We start from the raw sequence: 21,748 nt of genomic DNA, 5'->3' as shown, positions 1-21,748 counted from the left end.
TCACCCCCGTTTTTTCTCCATCCAAACCCAACGATCTGCTATGCAACACGACAAGATCCTCATCCTTGACTTTGGCTCCCAAGTCACCCAACTGATCGCCCGCCGCGTGCGCGAAGCCCATGTCTACTGCGAAGTGCATCCCTGCGATGTGAGCAGCGAATGGGTGCGCGAGTTTGCCGCTGACGGCAAGCTCAAGGGTGTGATCCTGTCCGGCAGCCATGCCAGCGTCTACGAAGTGGACGACCGCGCGCCGGACGCGGTGTTCGAGCTGGGCATTCCCGTGCTGGGCATCTGCTACGGCATGCAGACCATGGCCACCCAACTGGGCGGCAAGGTTGAAGGCTCCAACAGCCGCGAATTTGGCTACGCCGAAGTGCGCGCCCATGGCCACACCGAACTGCTCAAGGGCATCGAGGACTTCGTCACCCCCGAAGGCCACGGCATGCTCAAGGTCTGGATGAGCCACGGCGACAAGGTCACCGAACTGCCCCCAGGCTTCAAGGTCATGGCGTCCACGCCATCCTGCCCGATCGCCGGCATGGCCGACGAAGCGCGCCGCTACTACGCGGTGCAGTTCCACCCCGAGGTAACGCACACCGTGCAAGGCCAGGCCTTGCTCAACCGTTTTGTGCTCGACATCTGCGCTACCCAGGCCGACTGGATCATGGGTGACTACATCGAAGAAGCGGTTGCCAAGATCCGCGAGCAAGTCGGTGACGAAGAGGTGATTCTGGGCCTGTCCGGCGGCGTGGATTCGTCCGTCGCTGCCGCGCTGATCCACCGTGCCATTGGCGACCAGCTGACCTGCGTGTTTGTGGACCACGGCCTGCTGCGCCTCAACGAAGGCGACATGGTCATGGAGATGTTCGAAGGCAAGCTCCACGCCAAGGTCATCCGCGTGGATGCCTCGGACCTGTTCCTGGGCAAGCTCGCTGGGGTGAGCGATCCCGAAGCCAAGCGCAAGATCATCGGCGGCCTGTTTGTCGACGTGTTCAAGGCCGAGGCTGCCAAGCTCAAGGCTGGCGACGGCGGCCACAAGGGCGCCACCTTCCTGGCCCAGGGCACCATCTACCCCGACGTGATCGAGTCGGGCGGTGCCAAGAGCAAGAAGGCCGTCACCATCAAGAGCCACCACAACGTCGGCGGCCTGCCAGAGCAACTGGGCCTGAAGCTGCTCGAGCCGCTGCGTGACCTGTTCAAGGACGAAGTGCGCGAGCTGGGCGTGGCCCTGGGCCTGCCCCGTGGCATGGTCTACCGCCATCCGTTCCCCGGCCCGGGCCTGGGTGTGCGTATCCTCGGTGAAGTGAAAAAGGAATACGCCGACCTGCTGCGCCGCGCCGACGCCATCTTCATTGAAGAGCTGAACAACTGGGTGGACGACGCCACCGGCAAGACCTGGTATGACCTGACCAGCCAGGCCTTCACCGTCTTCCTGCCGGTCAAGAGCGTGGGCGTCATGGGCGATGGCCGCACCTACGACTACGTCGTGGCGCTGCGCGCCGTGCAGACCAGTGACTTCATGACCGCCGACTGGGCGGAACTGCCTTACGGGCTGCTCAAGCGTGTCTCGAACCGGATCATCAATGAAGTGCGCGGGATCAATCGCGTTACCTACGATGTTTCGAGCAAGCCGCCTGCGACGATCGAGTGGGAGTGAAACAGCGTCGTCTCACGCTGCCTCAAACAGGCTTGAAAACACGGAAATTCAAAATGCAATAAAGGCTTAGGCGTCTCTGGGTGTCTCACCCAGTTTGCCTAAGCCGGCGCATTTGACGGTTGTCGTGACGGTATCTTTTTGCGGCGGCAAACCACATGAGATGCTGATTGCTGACCGATCGAGCACGTGGCGCCTTGGCGCTCAAAAAGAATATTCCACGTGGTGGACCGCGACGGCATGTTCGTAGCGGTGTTGCCAACTGAAGCCGGAGCGTTTCAGTACAACTACCATTTCAATGGCTTTGGCTGCCGCGCGTCCGAGATGCCCGCTGCTTATTTCAGGCAGAACCGCAGAACCGCAGAATTGCATCAGCCACAGCCTGCGGCGCCTCGCGCTGCGGAAAATGCCCCAAGCCATCGAGCACTTGTCGCTCGTAGCCGCCCTGGAAGAAGGCTTCCCGCCCCTGGGAGCTATCGGGGTGGTTACAGGTGTCGGCGCCGCCGTGCAATACCAGCGTTGGCACCTGCAGCACCGGTGCTGGGTCGAGGCGTGCTTCGTCCTCGGCATAGGCTGGATCGCCTTCGGCGAAGCCCCAGCGGTGGCGGTAAGAATGGAGCACGACCTCGGCCCAGTCCTTCCCCTGGAACGCACGTGCTGCCTCGTCGAAATCGGCTGGGTCGTACCAGCCGGCCGGCGCCCAGGTGTCCCACATCATCCGAGTGAACGCCTCGCGTTCGTCCTGCACCGTGCGGGCGCCGCGCGGCGTGGCCATGTTCTGGAACAGCGGATAGCCAGTCCCGATACCGGCCACCAGCCCCGGAACCAGCAACAGCAGATCGGGCTTTGACCAGGTAGACGGCTTCCAGTAGCGCAGGCCGTACAGATCCATCGCTATGAACAGCGGCGCCAGCAGGCCGCCTGCCGTGACTGGATCCATCACAAGCGACAGCAATGGGATACCGATGATGGCAAAGCCGCCGCCAAACGCGCCTTTCATGAAGCAGATCAAGAAGACACCGGCAAAGCTGATGAGGATGGTGGTGGCAGCCAGTTCCATGCCGGCATCCTAGGGACAATTGTCAGTACAATCAAATTATTGTCATGGATACAATTCGTATGCCGCAAGCGCGCTACAAGCAACTGGTGGACCGGCTTGCTGACGACATCCGGCAAGGGCGGTTGAGGCCCGGAACGGTGCTGCCACCCCATCGCAAGCTGGCGGCTGTGGAGGGCATTTCGCTGGCTACGGCGACGCGCGCCTATGCCGAACTGCAGGCCATGGGGCTGGTCGCTGGTGAGGTGGGCCGCGGGACCTTTGTTCGCGAGCCCATCTCGATGGACGGGGAGGTTGCGATGCACGCGGCCAGCGACGATCTGGTGGATCTGACCTTCAACTATCCAGCCTTGCCCACGCAGACGGAGATGTTGCGCACGGCGCTCAAGCAGCTTGCGTCGGCAGGTGAATTGGAGTCGGTTCTGCGCTACCAGCCGCATGGAGGCCGTCCCCACGAACGGGCCATTGTGGCCGAGCACCTGAAGAGCCGAGGCCTGCCGGTGTCTGCCGATGCTGTGCTCATCGTCAGTGGTGCCATCCACGGGCTCGCCACGGCAGCCATGTCCTTGCTGCAACCGGGCGACGTGGTGGCCGTGGATGCCTTGAGCTACCCCGGCATCAAGGTCGTGGCCGAGCAGTGTCGGCTGGAACTGGTTGCCATCCCGCTTAGCGGCGCTGGCCCCGACCTCGATGCACTGCAAGCGTTGTGCCGTACCCGCAAGGTGCGTGCGATGTACTGCATGCCCACGCTGCATAACCCGTTGGGTTGGGTCATGACGGTGAATCAGCGTCTTGCGCTGATAGAAGTGGCCCGGCGCCATGGCCTGCTGCTGCTGGAGGACGGCACCTATGCCTTTCTGGAAAAGCTGGCGCCACCACCGCTGGCTGCGATGGCGCCCGACATCACCGTTTACGTCTCCAGCCTGTCCAAGAGCGTGGCGGCAGGCTTGCGTTTCGGATTCCTATGCGCGCCCGTTGCCTTCGTTCCCAGGATCAGCCGCGCCATACGTGCCACGGTCTGGAATACGCCCACTCTCGTGACCTCGCTGTGCTGCAACTGGTTGCAGGACGGCACCGTGGCGCGGCTGGAGCAGGACAAGCGCCGCGATGCCGGCGCGCGTCAGGCCATCGCGGCCAAGGCGCTCGCAGGCTTCAGGACCATCCGCCATCCGGCGTCATACTTTGTCTGGCTGTCCATGCCCGATGAAGTGCGGGCGGATGCAGTCGCCATGCGGCTTGAACGCGAGGGCATCTTGGTATCGACTGCGGCGCCCTATGCCATGGGGGGCCAGCCTACGCATGCCCTTCGGCTGGCCCTGGGCTCCATCTCCCATGCCAGGCTGAAGCTGGCCTTGGAGGCTGTTGCCCGTGCGGTGGCCAGTCTCAGCTACTAGGCCGGTGGTGCGATCCGCGCTTCACGCCGCACGGCCTGTGGCGGCATGCCGTAGCCGCGCAGGAAGGCCTCGCGCATATGGCGCCGGTCGCGAAAACCCGTTTCCCTCGCTACGACTTCAAGGGGATGCCGGCTGCCTTCGATCATCAGCCGCGCGGCCTCGAGCCGCAGTCCTTCCACGGCCTTGGCGGGTGACTGGCCGGTCTCTGCGGTGAAGACGCGGCTGAACTGGCGCGGGCTCAGGCTGGCGGCTTCGGCCAGCGCTTCGACGCTCAATGGCTGCGCCAGGTTGCGCCGCGCATGTTCCAGCGCCTGCTGGATGCGGTCGGACTTTGGCGCGAGCTTGAGCATCTCGGAATGCTGTGATTGCCCGCCCGAGCGGCGCTGGTGCATGACCAAGCGGTGTGCCACGGAGCGCGCAATGTCGGCACCGAGATCTTTCTCGACGAGGGCGAGGGCCAAATCCATCTCTGCCGTCATGCCCGCTGACGTCCACACCGGTCCGTCGGCAATGTAGATGCGGTCGGCCTCGACCTGGATGTGGGGATAGCGCTCCTGCAGCACTTCAGCCCAGTACCAGTGCGTCGTGGCGCGACGCCCGTCGAGCAGACCTGCCTCGGCCAGAATGAAGGCACCCGTGCACAAACCTGCGATGCGCCGCGCGCGCACGGCGATCTTGCTCAGCAGCCGGATCAATTCGGGGGCCGAAGGCATGGGCTTGATGGTGCCTGCTACCAGCCACGTATCAGCACTGCGGTGCGCGCTGAGCGGCTTGGCTTGCAGCACCAGGCCTGTCGATGCGCGTGCCGATCCGTCCAGCGCATAGGTTTCCACGGCATAGAAGGGCTGGCCCACCAGCAGATTAGCCAGCTCGAACACGGCCTGGGTGGCCAGCGCCATGACCTGAAAGCCTTCGGGCAGTATGTAGCCAATGCGGTGCATAGAAGGTGTCCTGGGGATATGTCCTTTTTTATAACTATATACGTCATTTACGACATTGTCTGCATCGCGGACCATTCATGCCATGGACAGCATCTCTCAACCCTCCAGGAGTTTCACCATGGCACAGACCCATCTCGGCACCGCCCTCATCACCGGCGCATCCAGCGGAATCGGTGCGCTGTATGCGCAGCGACTCGCGCAGCGCGGCTACGATCTGATCCTTGTCGCCCGCAACCGCGAGCGGCTGAATGCGCTGGCGAGCGACATCAGCGCCCGCACAGGCCGCGCGGTGGAAGTGCTGCCCGCTGACCTGAACGACCGTACCGCCCTGGCGCAGGTCGAGGCGAAGCTGCGCCAGGACGCCAGCATCACCCTGCTGGTGAACAACGCGGGCATCGGCACGCACACGCCGTTGCTGCAGAGCGACGTGGAACAGATGACGCGCATGGTCGAATTGAACGTTACCGCACCGATGCGGCTGGCCTATGCCGCCGTGCCGGGCTTCGTGGACCGTGGACACGGAGCGATCATCAACATCGCATCCATCGTCGCCATCTCGCCAGAGACGCTGAATGGCGTATACGGCGGCAGCAAGGCCTTTGTGCTGGCCTTCAGCCAGTCGCTGCAGCATGAGCTGGCCGACAAGGGCGTGCAGGTGCAGGCGGTTCTGCCTGGTGCCACTGCCACCGATTTCTGGGCCATTGGCGGGTTACCGATCGAGCATCTGGATCAGCGCATCGTCATGCGCACTGAGGATCTGGTCGATGCCGCGCTGCTGGGCTTCGAGCGCGGCGAGAAGGTCAGCATTCCCTCGCTGCATGCCGGCGAGAAATGGGATGCGTACGAGGCCGCACGCCAGGCGATGGCAGGCCAACTGTCCAGCAGTGCCGTCGCGCCCCGCTATGCCGCCGGGCACTGACCCCTGCAAGGAGGTTCCACCATGAAAGCCGTCATCACCGCTTATGCGCGCTCGCCATTCCACTTTGCCCGCAAGGGCCGTCTGGCCGAAGTGCGGCCCGACACGCTGGCCGCCCAGGTCGTGCAGGGCCTGCTCCGGCGCGCCGATCTGGATCCCGTGCTGCTGGAGGACGTGATCCTCGGCTGCGCCTACCCGGAAGCCGCGCAGGGCAACAATCTGGCGCGCATCGTCGGCCTGCTGGCCGGCCTGCCCCAGGCCGTGGGCGGCATGACGGTGAACCGCTTCTGCGGCTCGTCGATGCAGGCAGTGCACATCGCAGCGGCGCAGATCGAGGCTGGCATGGGCGATGCTTTCCTGTGCGTGGGCGTGGAGTCGATGACGATGGTGCCGCAGGGCGGCTTCAACTTCTCGCCCCATCCCGAGCTGCAGGCGACGAGCGATGCCTACATCTCCATGGGAGAGACGGCGGAGAACGTGGCGCAGCGCTGGAACGTGAACCGTGCCGACCAGGAGCTGCTCGCACTGCAGTCCCACCAGAAAGCCGCAACTGCCCGCGACCAAAGCTTGCTGGCTGAGGAGATCGTGCCCATCCGTTTGCCCGATGGCGAGGTGGTGGAGGCCGACGGTTGCATCCGCCCTGGTACCACCTTGGAGGCGCTGGCGGGGCTCAAGCCGGCCTTCCGGGCCGATGGCGTGGTCACGGCGGGCACTTCGTCGCCGCTGACCGATGGGGCGGCAGCGCTGCTGGTCACCAGCGATGACTTTGCCGAACGCCACGGCCTGCAGATGCTGGCGCGTATCCGCAGCTTTGCCACTGTGGGGGTGGACCCGGCCATCATGGGCATTGGCCCGATCCCGGCCACGCGCAAGGCACTGGCGCGCGCCGGCCTTGCCGTCACCGACCTGGACGTCGTGGAAATCAACGAGGCCTTCTCATCGCAGGCCCTGGCTTGCATCCGCGACTTGGGCCTGGACATGGCGACCGTGAACATCGACGGCGGAGGCCTGGCCATCGGCCACCCGCTGGGCGCCACCGGCGCGCGCATCACCGGCAAGGCTGCGGCCCTGCTGGCGCGCCAGCAAGGACGCTACGCGCTGGCCACGCAATGCATAGGCGGGGGGCAGGGCATCGCCACGGTGCTGGAGAGGGCTTGAATGATGACCACGCCCACTTCCATGGCCATCTCGCCGGTCGGCTCCACGCCCAGCTACTGAGCGGCCCTGTGCTGGCCATGCTCGCCGGGCTGCGTTGGGGATGGTGTCCGCGAGCGCCATCCTGCCGGCCTTGCCGTGCATGACGTCCGATCTTGGCGCCGCCACCAGCGCCACCAGCAGGGTGCGGTAGCGTCCGTTCCTGGCCTTCGCGGTCGGCAGCTGTTCGCCGGGCAGGTATTGATCGTTGGGGCCACCGTGCTGCGCGTGGGGCGGGCGATATTTGGGGCGCGGGTGACGCGGGAAGCCACTACTGCCCGGAGGCCGGTGGCTGCGGGCGGCCAGCTGGCTTGATACATGGCAGGCACATCGGCGGAGTTTTGTAGCCCGCACCGCGCTCGGTCAGCCACGACGTTGATCCATGTCCTTATCTGGCCCTCGAAAGGCGGAGCTCTTTGCTGCTTGCGGCAGGACTGGCGGATGCCTGCGATGGCACCACGGCGCGCTTGACGTTCTCGCCCGTTCGGCGGATGTGTGCTTCCAGGATGGCGGCGGCTTTGTCTGCATCCCGGGCCAAGGCCGCTTCATACAGCTGCAGGTGCTCTGTGGGCACCTTTTTGTCGCGCGGCGCCTGGGTGAGGAACAGGCGCCGGTAGCGGTCACTCAGGTCATGCAAGGTGCTGCAAAACTTCAGCAGCAGCGGCATGCGGCAGGCGGACACCAGCGCCGCATGGTAGTTGCGGTGTGCGGCTTCCCAGGTCTGCTGGGCTTGCGCGTTGACGGGCGCTGCGGCAACGCGGCCAAGCCGGTAGTGCGCGGCGACCAGAGCCTCTTCCCATTGCTCATTTCCCAACCGGATCGATTCGCGGATGGCCGTGGTTTCGGCCATGCAGCGCAGGCGGATGAGCTCGTCCAGGTTCTCCGCAGACACCGGGGCCACATGGAAGCCGCGCTGGCCTGCTGCCACGACCAGGCCTTCTGCCGCCAGGCCTGTCAATGCCTCACGCAGCGGACTGAAACTGATGCCAAAGCGGGCTTTCAACGCGCTCAGGTGCAGACGCTCACCCGGCGCAATGTCACCGTTCAATATGGCTGTGCGCAAACGGACTGCCAGCGAATGGGCCAGGGTGCTGCCTTCGTTGTCTGTCTTCAGCGGGGGCAGGCTTTGCATGGGAATCCTCAGAACAAGAAGGGCCGCATTCTAGCCATACCGATACTTATGGACACCATCGGTATCTCAAGCAATGTCGATGAATTGCCAAAATATCGATAATAATTATTTTCAATCGATGGAGGTGTTGTGATGCAAATCGTTGGATTGAATTCTGTGGTGTACGGTGTGGAGGACTTCGATGTGGCGCGCCGCTACTGGACTGATTTCGGACTGCAGCTCGTGATAGATGCACCCGACCAGATCATCTTTTGCACGCCGGAGGGCTCGCAGGTGCATGTGCGGCGCCTCGCAGATCCCATGCTGGCGCCCGCGCCGGTGGCGGGCCCCACGGTGCGGCAGGTGGTCTGGGGTGTGCAAAACCAGCGCGCGCTGGATGCCATCGCGGCCGAGCTCGGCCAGGACGCCAGCATGCGTACCGATGAGGCCGGACGGGTGCTCGCCACCGACCCCGCCGGGCACGCGATTGCCTTCGAGCTCAGCTGTGTCGAGCCCATGGTGCAACCGGCTACCGTCTTCAACACCCCAGGCCATGCGATGCGCATCAATGCTGCGGCGCAGATTTATCCGCGTGCCTACCCCAGCCACATGAGCCATGTGGTGTATGCGGTGCAGAACCTGCAGGAGACGGCAGAGTTCTACGAAAAGCGCCTGGGCTTTCGGGTCACCGATTCGTATACCGGCAGCGGCGTGTTTCTGCGGCCCGCCGGTTCGGCAGACCACCACAGCCTGTTTCTGCTCCAGCGCGGTGATGCGGTGGGCTTCCACCATCTGGCATTCGATGTACGCGACATCCATGAGGTTTTCGGCGGCGGGCTCTTCATGACCTCCCGGGGCTGGAAGACCCACATTGGGCCTGGGCGGCATCCGGTGTCCTCCGCCTATTTCTGGTACTTCAAAAACCCCTGCGGGGGCGCTGCTGAATACGACTTTGACGCAGATATCTGCGATGACAGCTGGGTGGCCCGGCAGTTTGTCCCCAGTGCCGAGGCCTTTGCGGAGTGGGCTTTTCCGGATGGCGTGCAGCGCTACCAGGGCATGCAGACCGGCAAGGCATGACCGCCGGCACCGTGCCATGCCGCCTTTATCTCCCCTCCATTGAAAGCAGTTGCATATGAACTCAAGTCTTGACACCGCCGCGCTGGCCAAATTTGCGGGCCTGGATTCTCTCGCATCACAAACGGCCGTATGCACCCATGCCCATACCTACCGCAATTTGCTGGGATTTCTGCCGCACCGGGTGGAGTCCCGGCTCAACTTCACCGGAGGGCTGGATTCGCAGATGCTCAACCTGCAAGAGCGCATGCGCAACCATGCCATGACCACCCCGCATATCGATGCCAAGACCATCCAGTTGATGCTGTTTGGCATGCTGCTGATGGATGGCAACGACGCGGCGGAAACCCATGCGATCGCTTCACGCCGTGCCGGCGCTGGCTGGGCTGAGTTGCAGGCGGTCATCAACCTGTGTTTTCTGTTCCGTGGCCTGCCCGCTGCCAACCGGGGCGCCGATATTCTGGTGCGTGTGGCTGGCCGCGAGAGCCGGGCGGCAGGGGCTGACGACGCGGCATAGCACCTTGGCGCTGGTGGCGGGATGCAAAAAGCCTGGGGTAGCCAGCAGGCGTTCCCGCCCGGCAGCAAAGGTGAGTGCTGCGCTCGGTGGCAGAAGGCGGGCATCATCGGCCCAGGGGCAGCGGCAAAGCGCCAGTGCTGGCCCCAAGCTCTTTTGTTTTGTATGATGAATGATTCTGCACCACCACCGATTGCCATGTCTTTATCGTCACAGCCCGGCAGCAGTCTGCACCACCAGGTGATGGACAGCCTGGGCCGGCTGATTGCCAGCCCCGAGTATGGGCCCGGGGCCACCTTGCCCAATGAGGAGGAGCTGTGCGAGCGCCTGGGGGTGAGCCGCACTGCCGTGCGCGAAGCGATCAAGGCGCTGAGCGCCAAGGGCATGCTGGAGGCGCGGCCCCGCACCGGTACCCGCGTGCGGCCGCAAGCGCAGTGGAGCCTGTTTGATGCCGATGTGCTGGGCTGGCTCTGCAGCCAGGGGGTGGACCAGCAACTGGGCCGGCACCTGATGGTGATGCGCGGCATCCTGGAGCCGGCCGCCGCGTCATTGGCCGCGCGCATGCACACCGAGGCGCAGCTGCTCAGCCTGCAGCAGGCCTTCGCCGCGATGGAGGCGGCGGCCTCGATCGATGAGTGGGTCGTCGCCGATCTGGCGTTTCACCAGAGCATTCTGCAGGCCACGGGCAACCCTTTGCTGATCTCGCTGGGCGGCATTGTGGCGTCGGCGTTGGAATCCTTGCTCACCGTCAACGCGCAGCAGGCCGGGCAGTTCAACGATGGCTTGCTCATGCATGGCAAGGTGCTGGCGGCCATTGAGCGGCGCAGCGCCGATGATGCGCAGCTGTGGATGCGGGCGTTGCTGGCAGACACGATTGCCCGCTGGGGCGCACCCGCTTAAGGCCTGCCAATCCAGGTATCGCACGGCTGTCACGCAAAGCGCAGGGGCGGCGGAAGTCTAGGGTTTGCTCGGATTCAATCATCATACAAATAAACCGATGATGGCGACTTCTGAAATTCTCCAGGTCGCCATTCCATGTCTCGTTCCCTGTTTGATCTGTCGGGCCGTACGGCGCTGATTACCGGTTCCTCGCGCGGCATTGGGCTGGCGCTGGCCCAGGGCCTGGCGGAGTCGGGGGCGACCGTGGTGGTCAACAGCCGCCAGCAGGCTGCGGTGGATACGGCGGTGGCGCAGCTGCAGGGCATGGGCCTGCAGGCCCAGGGGGCAGCATTCGATGTGGCGGATCAGGCCGCGGTGGAGGCCGCCTTTGCTGCGTGGGATGCCCAGGGCCTGGCGATCGACATCGTCGTCAACAATGCCGGCATCCAGCACCGCCAGCCCTTGCTCGATGTGTCGCTGGAGGACTGGACCCGCGTCATCAACACCAACCTGACGGCCGCCTTTGTGGTTGGCCGCACGGCAGCGCGCCGCATGATCGAGCGCGGCACCGGCGGCAAGATCATCAACATCGGCTCGCTCACCAGCGAGGCGGCACGGGCCACGGTCGCGCCCTATACGGTGGCCAAGGGCGGCATCAAGATGCTCTCCAAAGCCATGGCGGCCGAATGGGCCATGCACGGCATCCAGGCCAACTCCATCGGCCCGGGCTACATCCTTACCGACATGAACGAGGCCCTGGTCAACAACGTGGCGTTTGACGCCTGGGTCAAGGCCAGCAACCCGACGCAGCGCTGGGGCCGCCCCGATGAGCTGGTGGGCACCGCCATCTACCTGGCCTCGGGCGCCTCCAACTATGTCAACGGCCAGATCATCTATGTGGATGGCGGCTGGCTGGCGGTACTGTAGGCGGGGCATCACCATGGCCACCTTGATCACCGACGTCAAAGTCATCGCGACGGCGCCAGAGGGCATCAACCTCCTGGTCGTCAGGATCGAGACCAACCAGCCCGGCCTCTACGGCCTGGGCTGCGCCACCTTTGCCTACCGCCATCTGGCGGTGCAATGCCTGGTGGAGCAATACCTGCGCCCGCTGCTGATCGGCCGCGATGCCAGCCAGGTTGAAGAGCTGTGGCAGCTGATGCACCAGAACGCCTACTGGCGCAACGGTCCGATCGAGAACAATGCGATCTCGGGCGTGGACATGGCGCTGTGGGACCTGAAGGGCAAGCAGGCCGGCATGCCGCTGTACCAGTTGCTGGGCGGCAAGCTGCGCGAGGGCGTGCCCATCTACCGCCATGCCGATGGGCGCGATCTGGAGGAGCTTTGCGACAACATCCAGAAGTACCGCGAGCAGGGCATCACCCATATCCGCTGCCAAAGCGGTGGTTATGGCGGTGGCGGCTTTGGGGCTGCGCCCGGTACGGCACCGCAAGGCGCAGCGGACGGCATTTACCTGGATGCGCGCAAGTACATGCGCGAGACGCTGAAGATGTTCGACACCCTCCGCAGCCGCATCGGCTTTGAGGTGGAGCTGTGCCACGATGTGCATGAGCGCCTGAAGCCGGCAGACGCGATCCGCTTTGCGCAGGCGCTCGAGCCCTACGAGCTGTTCTTTCTGGAAGACGCGATTGCGCTGGAAGAGGGCGACTGGCTGCGCCAGCTGCGGGACAAGACCAATGTGCCGCTGGCCCAGGGCGAGCTGTTCAACCACCCGTTTGAATGGCGCGGCATCATCGCCGAGCGGCTGATCGACTTCATCCGCGTGCACCTGAGCCAGGTGGGTGGCATCACCCCGGCGCGCAAGCTGCAGCTGTTTGCCGAGCATTACGGCGTGCGCACCGCCTGGCACGGTCCGGGTGATATGTCGCCGCTGGCGCATGCGGCCAATATCCACATCGACCTGGCCTCGCGCAATTTTGGCGTGCAGGAATGGTCGGGCACCGAGCCGCCCAATTTTGTGATCCAGGAACTCAAGGGCCCGCGCGATGCCTTGCTGGCCGTGTTCCCTGGATTGCCCACATTCCGCAATGGCTATGTCTACGCCAATGACCAGCCCGGCCTGGGCGTGGACATTGACGAGCGCGAGGCCGCCAAGTACCCCTGCAGCAGCGCGGTCACCACCTGGACGCAGACCCGCCTGAGCGACGGGAGCCTGCAGACCCCCTGATTCCCAGCGTGCCGGGCAAGAGCGCCGGCTTTTTTCGATTCACAACAAAGACGGAGACAGACAGATGAGCACTCACTTCCAACTGCGCCGCATCCTGCTGGCCACCCTGGCGGCATCGGCAATGGGCGCTGGCGCGGCCTATGCCGAGGTCAAGGCACGCATCGGCCATGCGATGCCCGAGAGCCACCCGCAAGCGATGGCGATGAACAAGTTCGCCGAGCTCGCATCGACTTACACCAATGGCAATGTGAAGGTGCAGGCCTACCACAGTGCGGTGCTGGGCAGCGATGAGAAGCAGCTGCAGGCCGTACAAGCGGGCACCCAGGATCTGTACATCGGCACCCTGGCGCCGCTGTCCTCGCGGGTCAAGGAAGTGCAGGTCTGGGATCTGCCGTTCATGTTCCGCAACTCGGCCGAAGTCTATGCAGTGCTCGATGGCGCCTCGTCCAAGAAAATTTTCGAGAAGATCGCACCGGCCAACCTGGTGGGTCTGACCTGGACCGGCATGGGTTTCCGCAACCTGTCCAACAGCAAGCACCGCGTGGCCAAGCCCGAGGATGTGAGCGGCCTCAAGATCCGCGTGATGACCAACCCGGTCGCGCTGGACACCTGGAAGACCCTGGGCGCCAACGCCACGCCGATGGCCTTTGCCGAGGTGTTCCCGGCGCTGGAGATCAAGGCGCTGGACGGCCAGGAGAACCCGCTGCAGCACATGTGGGCCAACAAGATGCAGGAAGTGCAGAAGTACATCACCATCACCAACCACGTGTACACGCCGTCGGCGCTGGTGGCCTCGAAGAAGTTCTGGGACAGCCTCTCGGCCGCCGACAAGGCCGGCGTGCAAAAGGCGGCGACGGAGGCCGGGCTGCTGCAGCGCAAGCTGCTCGATGAAGGCGACAGCCAGGCGATCGACAACTTCAAGAAGGCGGGCGTGACGGTGGACAGCATGCCTGCGGCCGAGCTGGCGCGCATGCAGGACAAGGTCAAGCCCGTGCTGGCCAAGTTCGCACCGCAGATCGGCGATGAGTTCGTCAAGGGCTTCTTTGCCGAAATCGAACAGGCGCGCAAGGCCCAGTAACGGCAGCGGGCCTGCCCGGTGAGGCCGGGCCCGTTTCCCTCGTTTCAACGTTCTGGCAGCGCCCCATCGCGCGGCGCTGCCGGCATCGACCTACAAGCTTCAGGTGGCGGCACGGCACAAGGCCATGCTGCCGGGAAAGGTGTTGCCATGGGCAAGGTACTTAAAATGCTCGCCGACGGGCTGACGCGCGCGCTGGAAATCGTCATGGTGCTGTGTATGCTCGTCATGCTGGTGATGGTGTTCGGCAATGTGATGCTGCGGCTGTTTTTCAATACCGGCATTGATCTGTCGGAAGAGGTGCCGCGCTTTGCCTTTGTGTGGCTGACCTTTCTGGGCGCCATCGTGGGCATGCGCAAGCGCGCCCACCTGGGGGTGGACCTGATGGTGCAGATGATGCCGCTGGCCGGCCGCCGCGTTTGCTGGGGGCTGAGCCAGGCCATCATGCTGCTGTGCTGCATCTACATCGTCTACGGCACTTGGCTGCAGCACGACATCATTGCCGGCAACGCCTCGCCGGTGGCGCAACTGAGCATGCTCTGGGTCTACGGCGTGAGCTACTTCACCGGCGCGGCCATCGGCATCATCTGCCTGTCCAACCTGGTGCGCCTGGTGCTGGGCAGGGTAGCGGATGACGAACTGATCGACGTGCAGGAAGAGGGCATGGATGAGGCGCGCGAAGCCGAGCATGCGATGCAGGCGCAGTCCGGACCTCAGGGAGGCCGCGTATGACCATCTTCATTTTTATCTCGTCGTTGCTGGGGCTGATGGCGCTGGGCATGCCCATTGCGTTTGCGCTGATCGGCTGCGGCCTGGCGCTGATGTACTACATGGGCTTTACCGATCCGCAGATCGTCGTGCAGAACATGTGGGATGGCGCCAACAGCTTCCCGCTGCTGGCCGTGCCGTTCTTCATGCTGGCGGGGGAGTTCATGAACGCCGGCGGCATGACGCGCCGCATCATTCAGATGGCCATGTCCTGGATTGGCCATATCCGTGGCGGCCTGGGCTATGTGGCTGTGGGTGCAGCGGTCATCATGGCATCGCTGTCGGGTTCGGCCGTGGCCGATACCGCCGCACTCGCTGCGGTGCTGGTGCCAATGATGCGCAAGGCCGGCTATGACGTGAACCGCTCCTGCGGCCTGATTGCCAGCGGCGGCATCATTGCGCCGGTGATTCCGCCATCGATCGCGATGATTCTGTACGGCGTGACCGGCGGCGTCTCCATCACCAAGCTGTTCATCGCCGGCATTGTGCCGGGCCTGCTGATGGGGCTGGCGATCTTGCTGGCCTGGCGCTGGTGCATTGGCCGCGATCCGATCGTCACCGAGCCCAAGCGCACGATGGCCGAGCGCCTGAGTGCCACGCGCCAGTCGCTGTGGGCGCTGGTGCTGCCGGTGGTCATCATCGGTGGCCTGAAGTTCGGCTGGTTCACCCCGACCGAGGCTGCCGTCATTGCCGCAATGTACTCGCTGGTCGTGGGCATGTTCGTCTACCGCGAGATCAAGCTGAACCAGCTGTTCGCGCTGGTCTACCGCGCTGCCGAGACCACGGCGATCATCATGTTCCTGGTGTCGGCCGCTGGCGTGTCGGCCTGGCTCATCACCACAGCCAATATCCCGCAGCAGCTGGCCGCGCTGGTCGAGCCGCTGATGGACAACAAGATGCTGCTGACCTTTGCGCTGATGGTGCTGGTGCTGCTGGTGGGCACGGCGCTGGATTTCACGCCCACCGTGCTGATCATGACGCCCGTGCTGATGCCCGTGCTCAAGCAGGCAGGCATCGACCCGGTCTACTTCGGTGTGCTGTTCATCATGAACAACGCCATTGGCCTCGTCACGCCCCCGGTGGGTACCGTGCTCAATGTCGTCTGCGGGGTCGCCAAGATACCGATGAGCGGAGCCATCAAGGGCGTGATTCCGTTCATGGTCGCCCAGACGATTGTGATGTTCCTGCTGGTCGTGTTCCCGCAGATCGTCATGTGGCCGCTGGAGATGATGAGCCGCTAGCCCCAGCCGCTACCCCCTAACCCTATCCATTGAATAGCCCTGGGCGCATGCAAATAACCTGTACCTGCAAGCGCCGGGCTGGGCTTTGCCCAAAAAAACAAGGAGCCGACCATGACACTGATCCAACGCCGAAGCCTCGTTGCAGGCCTTGCCTTCGCCACCTTGGCGGCGCTGGGCCTGGCGCCCGCGCAAGCCCAGGAGGGCAAGCGTGCACGCCTGGGCCATTCCTTTGCCGATTCGCACCCCCGCGCCATCGCAATGAAGCAGTTTGCCGCCGATGTGGCCAAGGCGACCGATGGCAAGGTGCTGATCGATGTGTACAGCAGCGCCACCCTGGGCAGCGAAGACAAGATGCTGATTGCGGTGCAAAGCGGCACGCAGGACCTGTACATGGGCGCGCTCTCGCCCATCGCCGCACGCAAGAAGGCGCTGCAGATTTTTGATTTTCCGTTTCTGTTTGCCAGCGACGCCGAGGCCGCCCATGTGCTCGATGGCCCCATCGGCCGCCAGATGCTGGACGGCATTGCCGACATGAAGATGCGCGGTCTGGTCTGGGCGGGCGGCGCCTTCCGCAATATGTCCAACAGCAAGCGCCCGCTGGCCTCGCTGGCGGACATGAAGGGCCTGCGCGTGCGCGTGATGCAAAGCCCGATGGCGCTGGCCAGCTTCAATGCGATGGGCATGAACGCCGTGCCGATGGCCTTCTCCGAGGTCTACCCGGCGCTGGAGATCAAGGCGCTGGACGGCTATGAGCACCCAGTGGTCGACATGTATGCCAACAAGATGTACGAGGTGCAGAAGTACCTGACCATCACCAACCATGTCTACACGCCGGTGGCATTGATTGCGTCGGACAAATGGTGGTCGGCCTTGACGCCTGCGCAGCAGCAGGCAGTGCAGCAATCCGCAGAAAAGGCCCGCACCCTGCAACGCAGCGAAGAGCTGCGCCAGGCCGGCGAGGTGGTCGCCCAGCTCAGGTCGCATGGCATGCAGGTGGGCGAGATGCCACCGGCCGAGCTGGAGAAGATCCGCGTGGCAGTGCAGCCGGTGATCGACAAGAACCAGGCGACGGTGGGCCAGGAGTTTGCCCAGTCGTTTTATGCCGCGCTGGCCAGCTACCGCAAGACCAAGCCCTAAGCCACTCCCTTATCCAAGCCAATTAGGAACTCCTGACATGGAAGCGCTTGTTATCCACGCACCCGGCGATCTGCGGGTGCAATCCGTCCCCACGCCTGCGCCCGGGCCTGGCCAATTGCAGGTGCGGGTGCGCTGCGGCGGCATCTGCGGCTCTGACCTGCATTACTACCAGCACGGCGGTTTTGGCACCGTGCGCATCCAGGAGCCGATGGTGCTGGGCCATGAGGTCTCCGGTGTCATCGAATCCGTAGGTGCCGAGGTGGCGGGCTTTGCTGCGGGTCAGCGCATTGCAGTCAGCCCCAGCTGGCCTTGCGGCCAGTGCCGCTTTTGCCAGATGGGCCTGCAGAACCACTGCCTGGACATGCGCTACTACGGCAGCGCCATGCGCACCCCCCATGTGCAAGGGGCGTTCCGCCAGCAGATCGTCATCGAGGCGCACCAGGCCCATCTGCTCGCCCCCCAGGTGAGCGATGCCGAGGGCGCGATGGCCGAGCCGCTGGCCGTGGCCCTGCATGGCGTGCAGCGGGCAGGGCCCTTGCTGGGCCGCAAGGTGCTGGTGACGGGCTGCGGGCCGATTGGCGCACTGGCCATCATTGCGGCACGCCGCGCCGGCGCCGAGCACATTGTCGCCACCGACATGAGCGCGCACCCGTTGGCCAAGGCCTTGCAGGTGGGCGCCGATGAGGTCGTGCACGTGGGCGAATCGCCCGATGGCCTGGCGCGTTACGCGGCCGACAAGGGCCAGTTCGATGTGCTGTTCGAGGCCAGCGGCAACCCGCACGCGTTGCGCGGGGCCTTCGATGTGCTGCGCCCGCGCGCCACCATCGTGCAACTGGGCCTGGCCGGTGCCGAGATGAGCTTGCCGATCAACACGCTGGTGGCCAAGGAGTTCGACTGGCGTGGCTCCTTCCGCTTTCATCAGGAGTTCGCCACTGCCGTGGCGCTGCTCAACAAGGGCCTGGTCGATGTGAAGCCGCTGATATCGGCCACCCTGTCCTACCGCGATTCAGCCCGCGCCTTTGCGCTGGCGGCCGACCGCTCGCAGGCGATGAAAGTGCTGCTGGACTTTGAATGAACTCCCGCCGCATCCGCTGATCTCCACCCATTCTTCTTCTTTCCTCCCATGAAAATCGTCAAGCTCACCACCTTTATCGTGCCCCCGCGCTGGTGCTTTCTCAAGATCGACACCGACGAAGGTGTCGTCGGCTGGGGCGAGCCGGTGGTGGAGGGCCGCGCCCACACCGTAGCCGCAGCGGTCGAGGAGCTGTCCGACTACCTGGTGGGCCGCGACCCGCGCAATGTGCAGGACCTGTGGAATGTGATGTACCGCGCCGGCTTCTACCGGGGCGGCCCGGTGATGATGAGCGCCATCGCCGGTGTGGACCAGGCGCTGTGGGACATCAAGGGCAAGGCGTTGGGCGTGCCTGTGCATGGGCTGCTGGGCGGCAAGGTGCGTGACCGCATCCGCGTCTATTCCTGGATAGGGGGTGACCGCCCGGCAGACACGGCGGCCCAGGCGCAAGCGGCGGTGGCGCGCGGCTTTACCGCCGTGAAGATGAACGGCACCGAAGAGATGCAGTACATCGACAGCCACGCCAAGGTGGAGCAGGCTGTGGCCAATGTGGCGATGATCCGCGAATCGGTGGGCAAGCACATCGGCATTGGTGTGGACTTCCACGGCCGGGTGCACAAGCCCATGGCCAAGGTGCTGATGCGCGAGCTGCGCGATTTCAACCTGATGTTCATCGAGGAGCCGGTACTCAGCGAGCACCTGGAGGTAATCCCCGAGCTGGCCGCCATCGGCGCTGCACCCATCGCGTTGGGTGAGCGCCTCTACTCGCGCTGGGATTTCAAGCGCGTGTTTGCGCAGGGCGGTGTCGACATCATCCAGCCCGACCCCTCGCATGCTGGCGGCATCACCGAGACCTGCAAGATCGCCGCGATGGCTGAGGCCTACGATGTGGCCGTTGCCCTGCATTGCCCGCTGGGCCCGATTGCGTTGGCTGCCAACCTGCAGATCGATGCGGTCTGCTACAACGCCTTCATCCAGGAGCAAAGCCTGGGCATCCACTACAACCAGGGCAATGACCTGCTCGACTATGTGCACAACCGCGATGCCTTTGACTACCAGGACGGCTATGTGGCGATGCCCGGCGGCCCCGGCCTGGGCATCGAGGTGAACGAGGCCTATGTGGTGGAGCGCGCCAACGAAGGCCACCGCTGGCGCAACCCGGTCTGGCGCCATGCGGATGGCAGCGTGGCGGAGTGGTGATGTGGCACAAGGCCCGCACCATTGGGAGACCTAGACGACGCTGAGCGCGACAGTGCTCTCTGGAACACCTGCACCCCACGCGAGCAAGTGGGGTGCAGGTGTTTTGTTATTCGGCCAGTCATCAGGCGCTAACTCGTCGTTAAGAACAGACAGCTGTCGCTCATAATTTATGTAAATATTTAATTTGATAAATTGGAAGCAAAAGAAAAATCAATAGAAATGTTTGAATGTTGAACGGCGTCAAAGCTGCATTGGGTTGCGACTCAGCGCACGCTGCATAAGAGGGCTATCTGCTGCCGCCCTGCCAGCCCTGGCGAGAGCTGTCAGGGCGGCGATGTTGCTTTTTTCGAAGGTCTTGGTTGTAACTCTTTCCTCATCTCCGGCGGGTTATTGTTAAATGTTTTATTCTTTTGAAATTGATAGTTCGATAGCTAAATAACATCAAAGGTTAGAATTTGCGGCCGGTGTGTATTGCCACACCGCTACCCAGCAAATATCAACCAGTGGAGCAGGCGTGAGGATTGAGTTTTCCATTCAAGCCCATTCAGCCGTCGGGCGCGGGCTTCGCACGCCATGCCAATGGGGGACTTGGGCAGCGGCCCAGCCATCGGCACCGCTGGGGGAACTGGATCTCGATGTCTCCTCTATTCCCGCAATGGCACGCCGCAGACTCGGGTCGTTGGCCAAGATGGCGGTCGTGGTGGCGGACGATGTGCTGGCGCAGACATCGATGGCCGATATCCCCATGGTCTGGGTGTCCCGCTACGGTGACAGCGACAAATCCTTGCGGCTGCTGCGCGCCCAGGCCGGCGCACAACCCCTTTCTCCTACCGCATTTGCGCTGTCCGTGCACAACGGCGTTGCGGCGCAGTATTCAATTCTGCGGGGCATGGTTTCCAATGCCATCTGTATAGCGGCGTCCTCCGCTGGCCCCGAGGCCGGCCTCGTCGAGGCCATCGGCCTGCTGCACGAGGGTGCTCCGGCGGTGGTGCTGGTCTGCTACGACGAATGCCTGCCGGGCGAGTACGCGCGTTTTGGCGATGCCGTGGCTGCCGAATTCGCGTGGGCCGTGGTAGTCAGCCTGATCCGGCCTGGTCTGCCAGCCTTTGCGCTGAATGCAGCGGTGGCCCACGGCGAGGCCGATGCAGGTACTGGTCAGGCAGGCCTTCCTCATGGTCTGCAGGTACTGCGTTTTCTACTGGATCCCACGCAAGCCCAATGGACCGGGGCACAAGCTGCGCCGGGCAGGGCCTGGACCTGGGAGCGCATGCATGGCTGAACGTCTCAACCGTTACTGGCGTGTCTTTGCGACGGGCTTTTGTTTTGCCGTCTTTGGCCTGGGCGGGTTGGTGGTCCGCTTGCTGGTCTATCCGCTGCTGCTGGTCTGCACGCGCGATCCGCAACAGCGCAAACATGCCGCGCAGGCATGGATACACCACAGCTTTCGCTGGTTTGTCGGCCTGATGAACTTTGTGGGCGTGATCTCGTACGAGACCCGCCATCTGGAGCGCCTCAACCGCCAAGGACTGTTGATTCTGGCCAACCACCCCTCGCTGATCGACGTGGTGTTTCTGATCTCCTTCATCCCGAAGGCGGACTGCATTGTGAAGGCCTCGCTGCTGCGCAACCCCTTTACGCGTGGTCCCATTCAGGCGGCAGGTTTCATCTGCAATGGCGGCGGCGCCCAGCTGATCGAGGACTGCACACGTTCGCTCGATGCCGGCAGCAACCTGATCATTTTCCCGGAAGGCACGCGCACGCCGCTGCAGGGCGCGCCCAAACTGCAGCGTGGCGCGGCGCATGTGGCGGTCAAGGGCGGCGTCGATATCACGCCGGTGTACATCCACACCAGCTTGCCGATGCTGTCCAAGGGACTTCCCTGGTGGCGGGTGCCGGCGCGCAAGCCGCATTTCACGTTCGAAGTGCGGGAAGACATCGCCATTCAAGAATTCTGCACAGTGGCAGGCAACGAGTCGCTGGCGGCACGCCAGGTGACCGATTACCTGTCCGATTATTTATTCAGAGGACCCTCACGTGCTTCAGCTTGAACAGGAAATCAAGGAACTCATCATCGCATCGCTGGCACTGGAAGACCTGGCACCGCAGGACATCGATTCGGCCGCACCACTGTTTGTGGACGGTCTGGGCCTGGACTCCATCGACGCGCTGGAACTGGGCCTGGCGCTGCAGAAGAAATATGGCCTGAGCATGTCGGCCGACTCCGAGCAGACCCGCCAGCATTTCAGCAGCGTCAACGCCCTGGTGGCTTTTGTCGCTGGGCACCAGGCGCAATAAGCGGCCCTGGCTCCTTCTCATCTATTGATTCATTG

Annotated in this window: 21 protein-coding genes; 18 read left to right on the top strand and 3 right to left on the bottom strand. The window is 63.8% G+C overall.

Annotated elements, in window-relative coordinates; genetic code table 11:
• Positions 1-40 precede the first annotated feature (40 nt).
• Entirely contained in the window at positions 41-1,657 is a 1,617-nt protein-coding gene (gene guaA, locus ACHWUQ_RS02025) for a glutamine-hydrolyzing GMP synthase (RefSeq protein ID WP_312462345.1), read from the top strand.
• A gap of 337 nt (positions 1,658-1,994) precedes the next feature.
• Here the strand turns inward: guaA and ACHWUQ_RS02020 are convergent, their stop codons facing one another.
• The gene (locus ACHWUQ_RS02020; protein WP_394680209.1) at positions 1,995-2,714 is read right to left on the bottom strand and encodes a hypothetical protein; all 720 of its coding nucleotides are present in this window, start codon (positions 2,712-2,714) and stop codon (positions 1,995-1,997) included.
• Between the two features lie 44 nt (positions 2,715-2,758).
• Here ACHWUQ_RS02020 and ACHWUQ_RS02015 point away from each other — a divergent pair, with 44 nt between their 5' ends.
• On the top strand, positions 2,759-4,105 hold the full coding sequence (locus ACHWUQ_RS02015; RefSeq protein ID WP_394680208.1) for a PLP-dependent aminotransferase family protein: 1,347 nt from the start codon (positions 2,759-2,761) through the stop codon (positions 4,103-4,105).
• Here ACHWUQ_RS02015 and ACHWUQ_RS02010 read toward each other — a convergent pair.
• Positions 4,102-5,046, bottom strand: coding sequence for a GlxA family transcriptional regulator (locus tag ACHWUQ_RS02010; RefSeq protein WP_394680207.1), 945 nt, complete (start codon positions 5,044-5,046; stop codon positions 4,102-4,104). The two genes, ACHWUQ_RS02015 and ACHWUQ_RS02010, sit on opposite strands and share 4 nt — an antisense overlap.
• 118 nt (positions 5,047-5,164) lie before the next feature.
• On the opposite strand from ACHWUQ_RS02010, the gene ACHWUQ_RS02005 reads away from it, so the two are divergent.
• Both ACHWUQ_RS02005 and ACHWUQ_RS02000 read left to right on the top strand, forming a co-directional pair.
• The gene (locus ACHWUQ_RS02005; RefSeq protein WP_394680206.1) at positions 5,165-5,965 is read left to right on the top strand and encodes an SDR family NAD(P)-dependent oxidoreductase; all 801 of its coding nucleotides are present in this window, start codon (positions 5,165-5,167) and stop codon (positions 5,963-5,965) included.
• Between the two features lie 21 nt (positions 5,966-5,986).
• Positions 5,987-7,120 carry a thiolase family protein gene (locus tag ACHWUQ_RS02000; protein ID WP_394680205.1) on the top strand — a complete coding sequence of 378 codons (1,134 nt, stop codon included), beginning with the start codon at positions 5,987-5,989 and terminating at the stop codon, positions 7,118-7,120.
• Between the two features lie 424 nt (positions 7,121-7,544).
• Here the strand turns inward: ACHWUQ_RS02000 and ACHWUQ_RS01995 are convergent, their stop codons facing one another.
• Positions 7,545-8,288, bottom strand: coding sequence for a GntR family transcriptional regulator (locus ACHWUQ_RS01995; protein WP_394680204.1), 744 nt, complete (start codon positions 8,286-8,288; stop codon positions 7,545-7,547).
• A 132-nt stretch (positions 8,289-8,420) separates the two neighbouring features.
• Between ACHWUQ_RS01995 and ACHWUQ_RS01990 the strand changes: the two genes are divergently transcribed.
• The 14 genes from ACHWUQ_RS01990 (at position 8,421) to ACHWUQ_RS01925 (ending at position 21,713) form a co-directional block, all read left to right on the top strand.
• Positions 8,421-9,347: a VOC family protein gene (locus ACHWUQ_RS01990; RefSeq protein WP_394680203.1), complete on the top strand. Its 927-nt coding sequence runs from the start codon at positions 8,421-8,423 to the stop codon at positions 9,345-9,347.
• Between the two features lie 55 nt (positions 9,348-9,402).
• Positions 9,403-9,861, top strand: a complete 459-nt coding sequence (locus ACHWUQ_RS01985; RefSeq protein WP_312408875.1) for a carboxymuconolactone decarboxylase family protein — start codon at positions 9,403-9,405, stop codon at positions 9,859-9,861.
• Positions 9,862-10,056: 195 nt separating this feature from the next.
• Positions 10,057-10,758 carry a FadR/GntR family transcriptional regulator gene (locus ACHWUQ_RS01980; protein WP_312834511.1) on the top strand — a complete coding sequence of 234 codons (702 nt, stop codon included), beginning with the start codon at positions 10,057-10,059 and terminating at the stop codon, positions 10,756-10,758.
• A gap of 135 nt (positions 10,759-10,893) precedes the next feature.
• A complete protein-coding gene (locus tag ACHWUQ_RS01975) occupies positions 10,894-11,664 on the top strand; it encodes an SDR family oxidoreductase (RefSeq protein WP_394680202.1) in 771 nt (256 codons plus the stop codon).
• A 13-nt stretch (positions 11,665-11,677) separates the two neighbouring features.
• Complete coding sequence (locus ACHWUQ_RS01970; protein WP_394680201.1) at positions 11,678-12,925, top strand: enolase C-terminal domain-like protein; 1,248 nt, start codon at positions 11,678-11,680, stop codon at positions 12,923-12,925.
• Between the two features lie 64 nt (positions 12,926-12,989).
• Complete coding sequence (locus ACHWUQ_RS01965) at positions 12,990-14,003, top strand: TRAP transporter substrate-binding protein (RefSeq protein WP_312834513.1); 1,014 nt, start codon at positions 12,990-12,992, stop codon at positions 14,001-14,003.
• A 147-nt stretch (positions 14,004-14,150) separates the two neighbouring features.
• On the top strand, positions 14,151-14,732 hold the full coding sequence (locus ACHWUQ_RS01960; protein ID WP_312408879.1) for a TRAP transporter small permease: 582 nt from the start codon (positions 14,151-14,153) through the stop codon (positions 14,730-14,732).
• On the top strand, positions 14,729-16,009 hold the full coding sequence (locus ACHWUQ_RS01955) for a TRAP transporter large permease subunit (protein WP_312462112.1): 1,281 nt from the start codon (positions 14,729-14,731) through the stop codon (positions 16,007-16,009). The genes ACHWUQ_RS01960 and ACHWUQ_RS01955 overlap by 4 nt, the downstream gene beginning before the upstream one ends.
• A gap of 111 nt (positions 16,010-16,120) precedes the next feature.
• A complete protein-coding gene (locus ACHWUQ_RS01950) occupies positions 16,121-17,146 on the top strand; it encodes a DctP family TRAP transporter solute-binding subunit (RefSeq protein WP_312834515.1) in 1,026 nt (341 codons plus the stop codon).
• Positions 17,147-17,183: 37 nt separating this feature from the next.
• On the top strand, positions 17,184-18,221 hold the full coding sequence (locus tag ACHWUQ_RS01945; protein WP_394680200.1) for an L-idonate 5-dehydrogenase: 1,038 nt from the start codon (positions 17,184-17,186) through the stop codon (positions 18,219-18,221).
• Between the two features lie 48 nt (positions 18,222-18,269).
• Positions 18,270-19,418 carry a galactonate dehydratase gene (gene dgoD, locus ACHWUQ_RS01940; protein ID WP_394680199.1) on the top strand — a complete coding sequence of 383 codons (1,149 nt, stop codon included), beginning with the start codon at positions 18,270-18,272 and terminating at the stop codon, positions 19,416-19,418.
• 466 nt (positions 19,419-19,884) lie between these two features.
• Positions 19,885-20,697 (top strand): beta-ketoacyl synthase chain length factor, encoded by an 813-nt coding sequence (locus tag ACHWUQ_RS01935; RefSeq protein ID WP_394680198.1) that lies wholly within the window; start codon positions 19,885-19,887, stop codon positions 20,695-20,697.
• Positions 20,690-21,466 (top strand): lysophospholipid acyltransferase family protein, encoded by a 777-nt coding sequence (locus ACHWUQ_RS01930; RefSeq protein WP_394680197.1) that lies wholly within the window; start codon positions 20,690-20,692, stop codon positions 21,464-21,466. The genes ACHWUQ_RS01935 and ACHWUQ_RS01930 overlap by 8 nt, the downstream gene beginning before the upstream one ends.
• Entirely contained in the window at positions 21,453-21,713 is a 261-nt protein-coding gene (locus tag ACHWUQ_RS01925; protein ID WP_133858483.1) for a phosphopantetheine-binding protein, read from the top strand. The genes ACHWUQ_RS01930 and ACHWUQ_RS01925 overlap by 14 nt, the downstream gene beginning before the upstream one ends.
• Positions 21,714-21,748: the final 35 nt, after the last annotated feature.

Origin of the sequence: uncultured Comamonas sp. (assembly GCF_964277875.1) — a bacterium.
Classification (GTDB): Bacteria; Pseudomonadota; Gammaproteobacteria; order Burkholderiales; family Burkholderiaceae_C; genus Comamonas; species Comamonas sediminis.
Note: the sequence above shows the minus strand (reverse complement) of the source record. Positions and strands in the feature narration are given on the sequence as shown.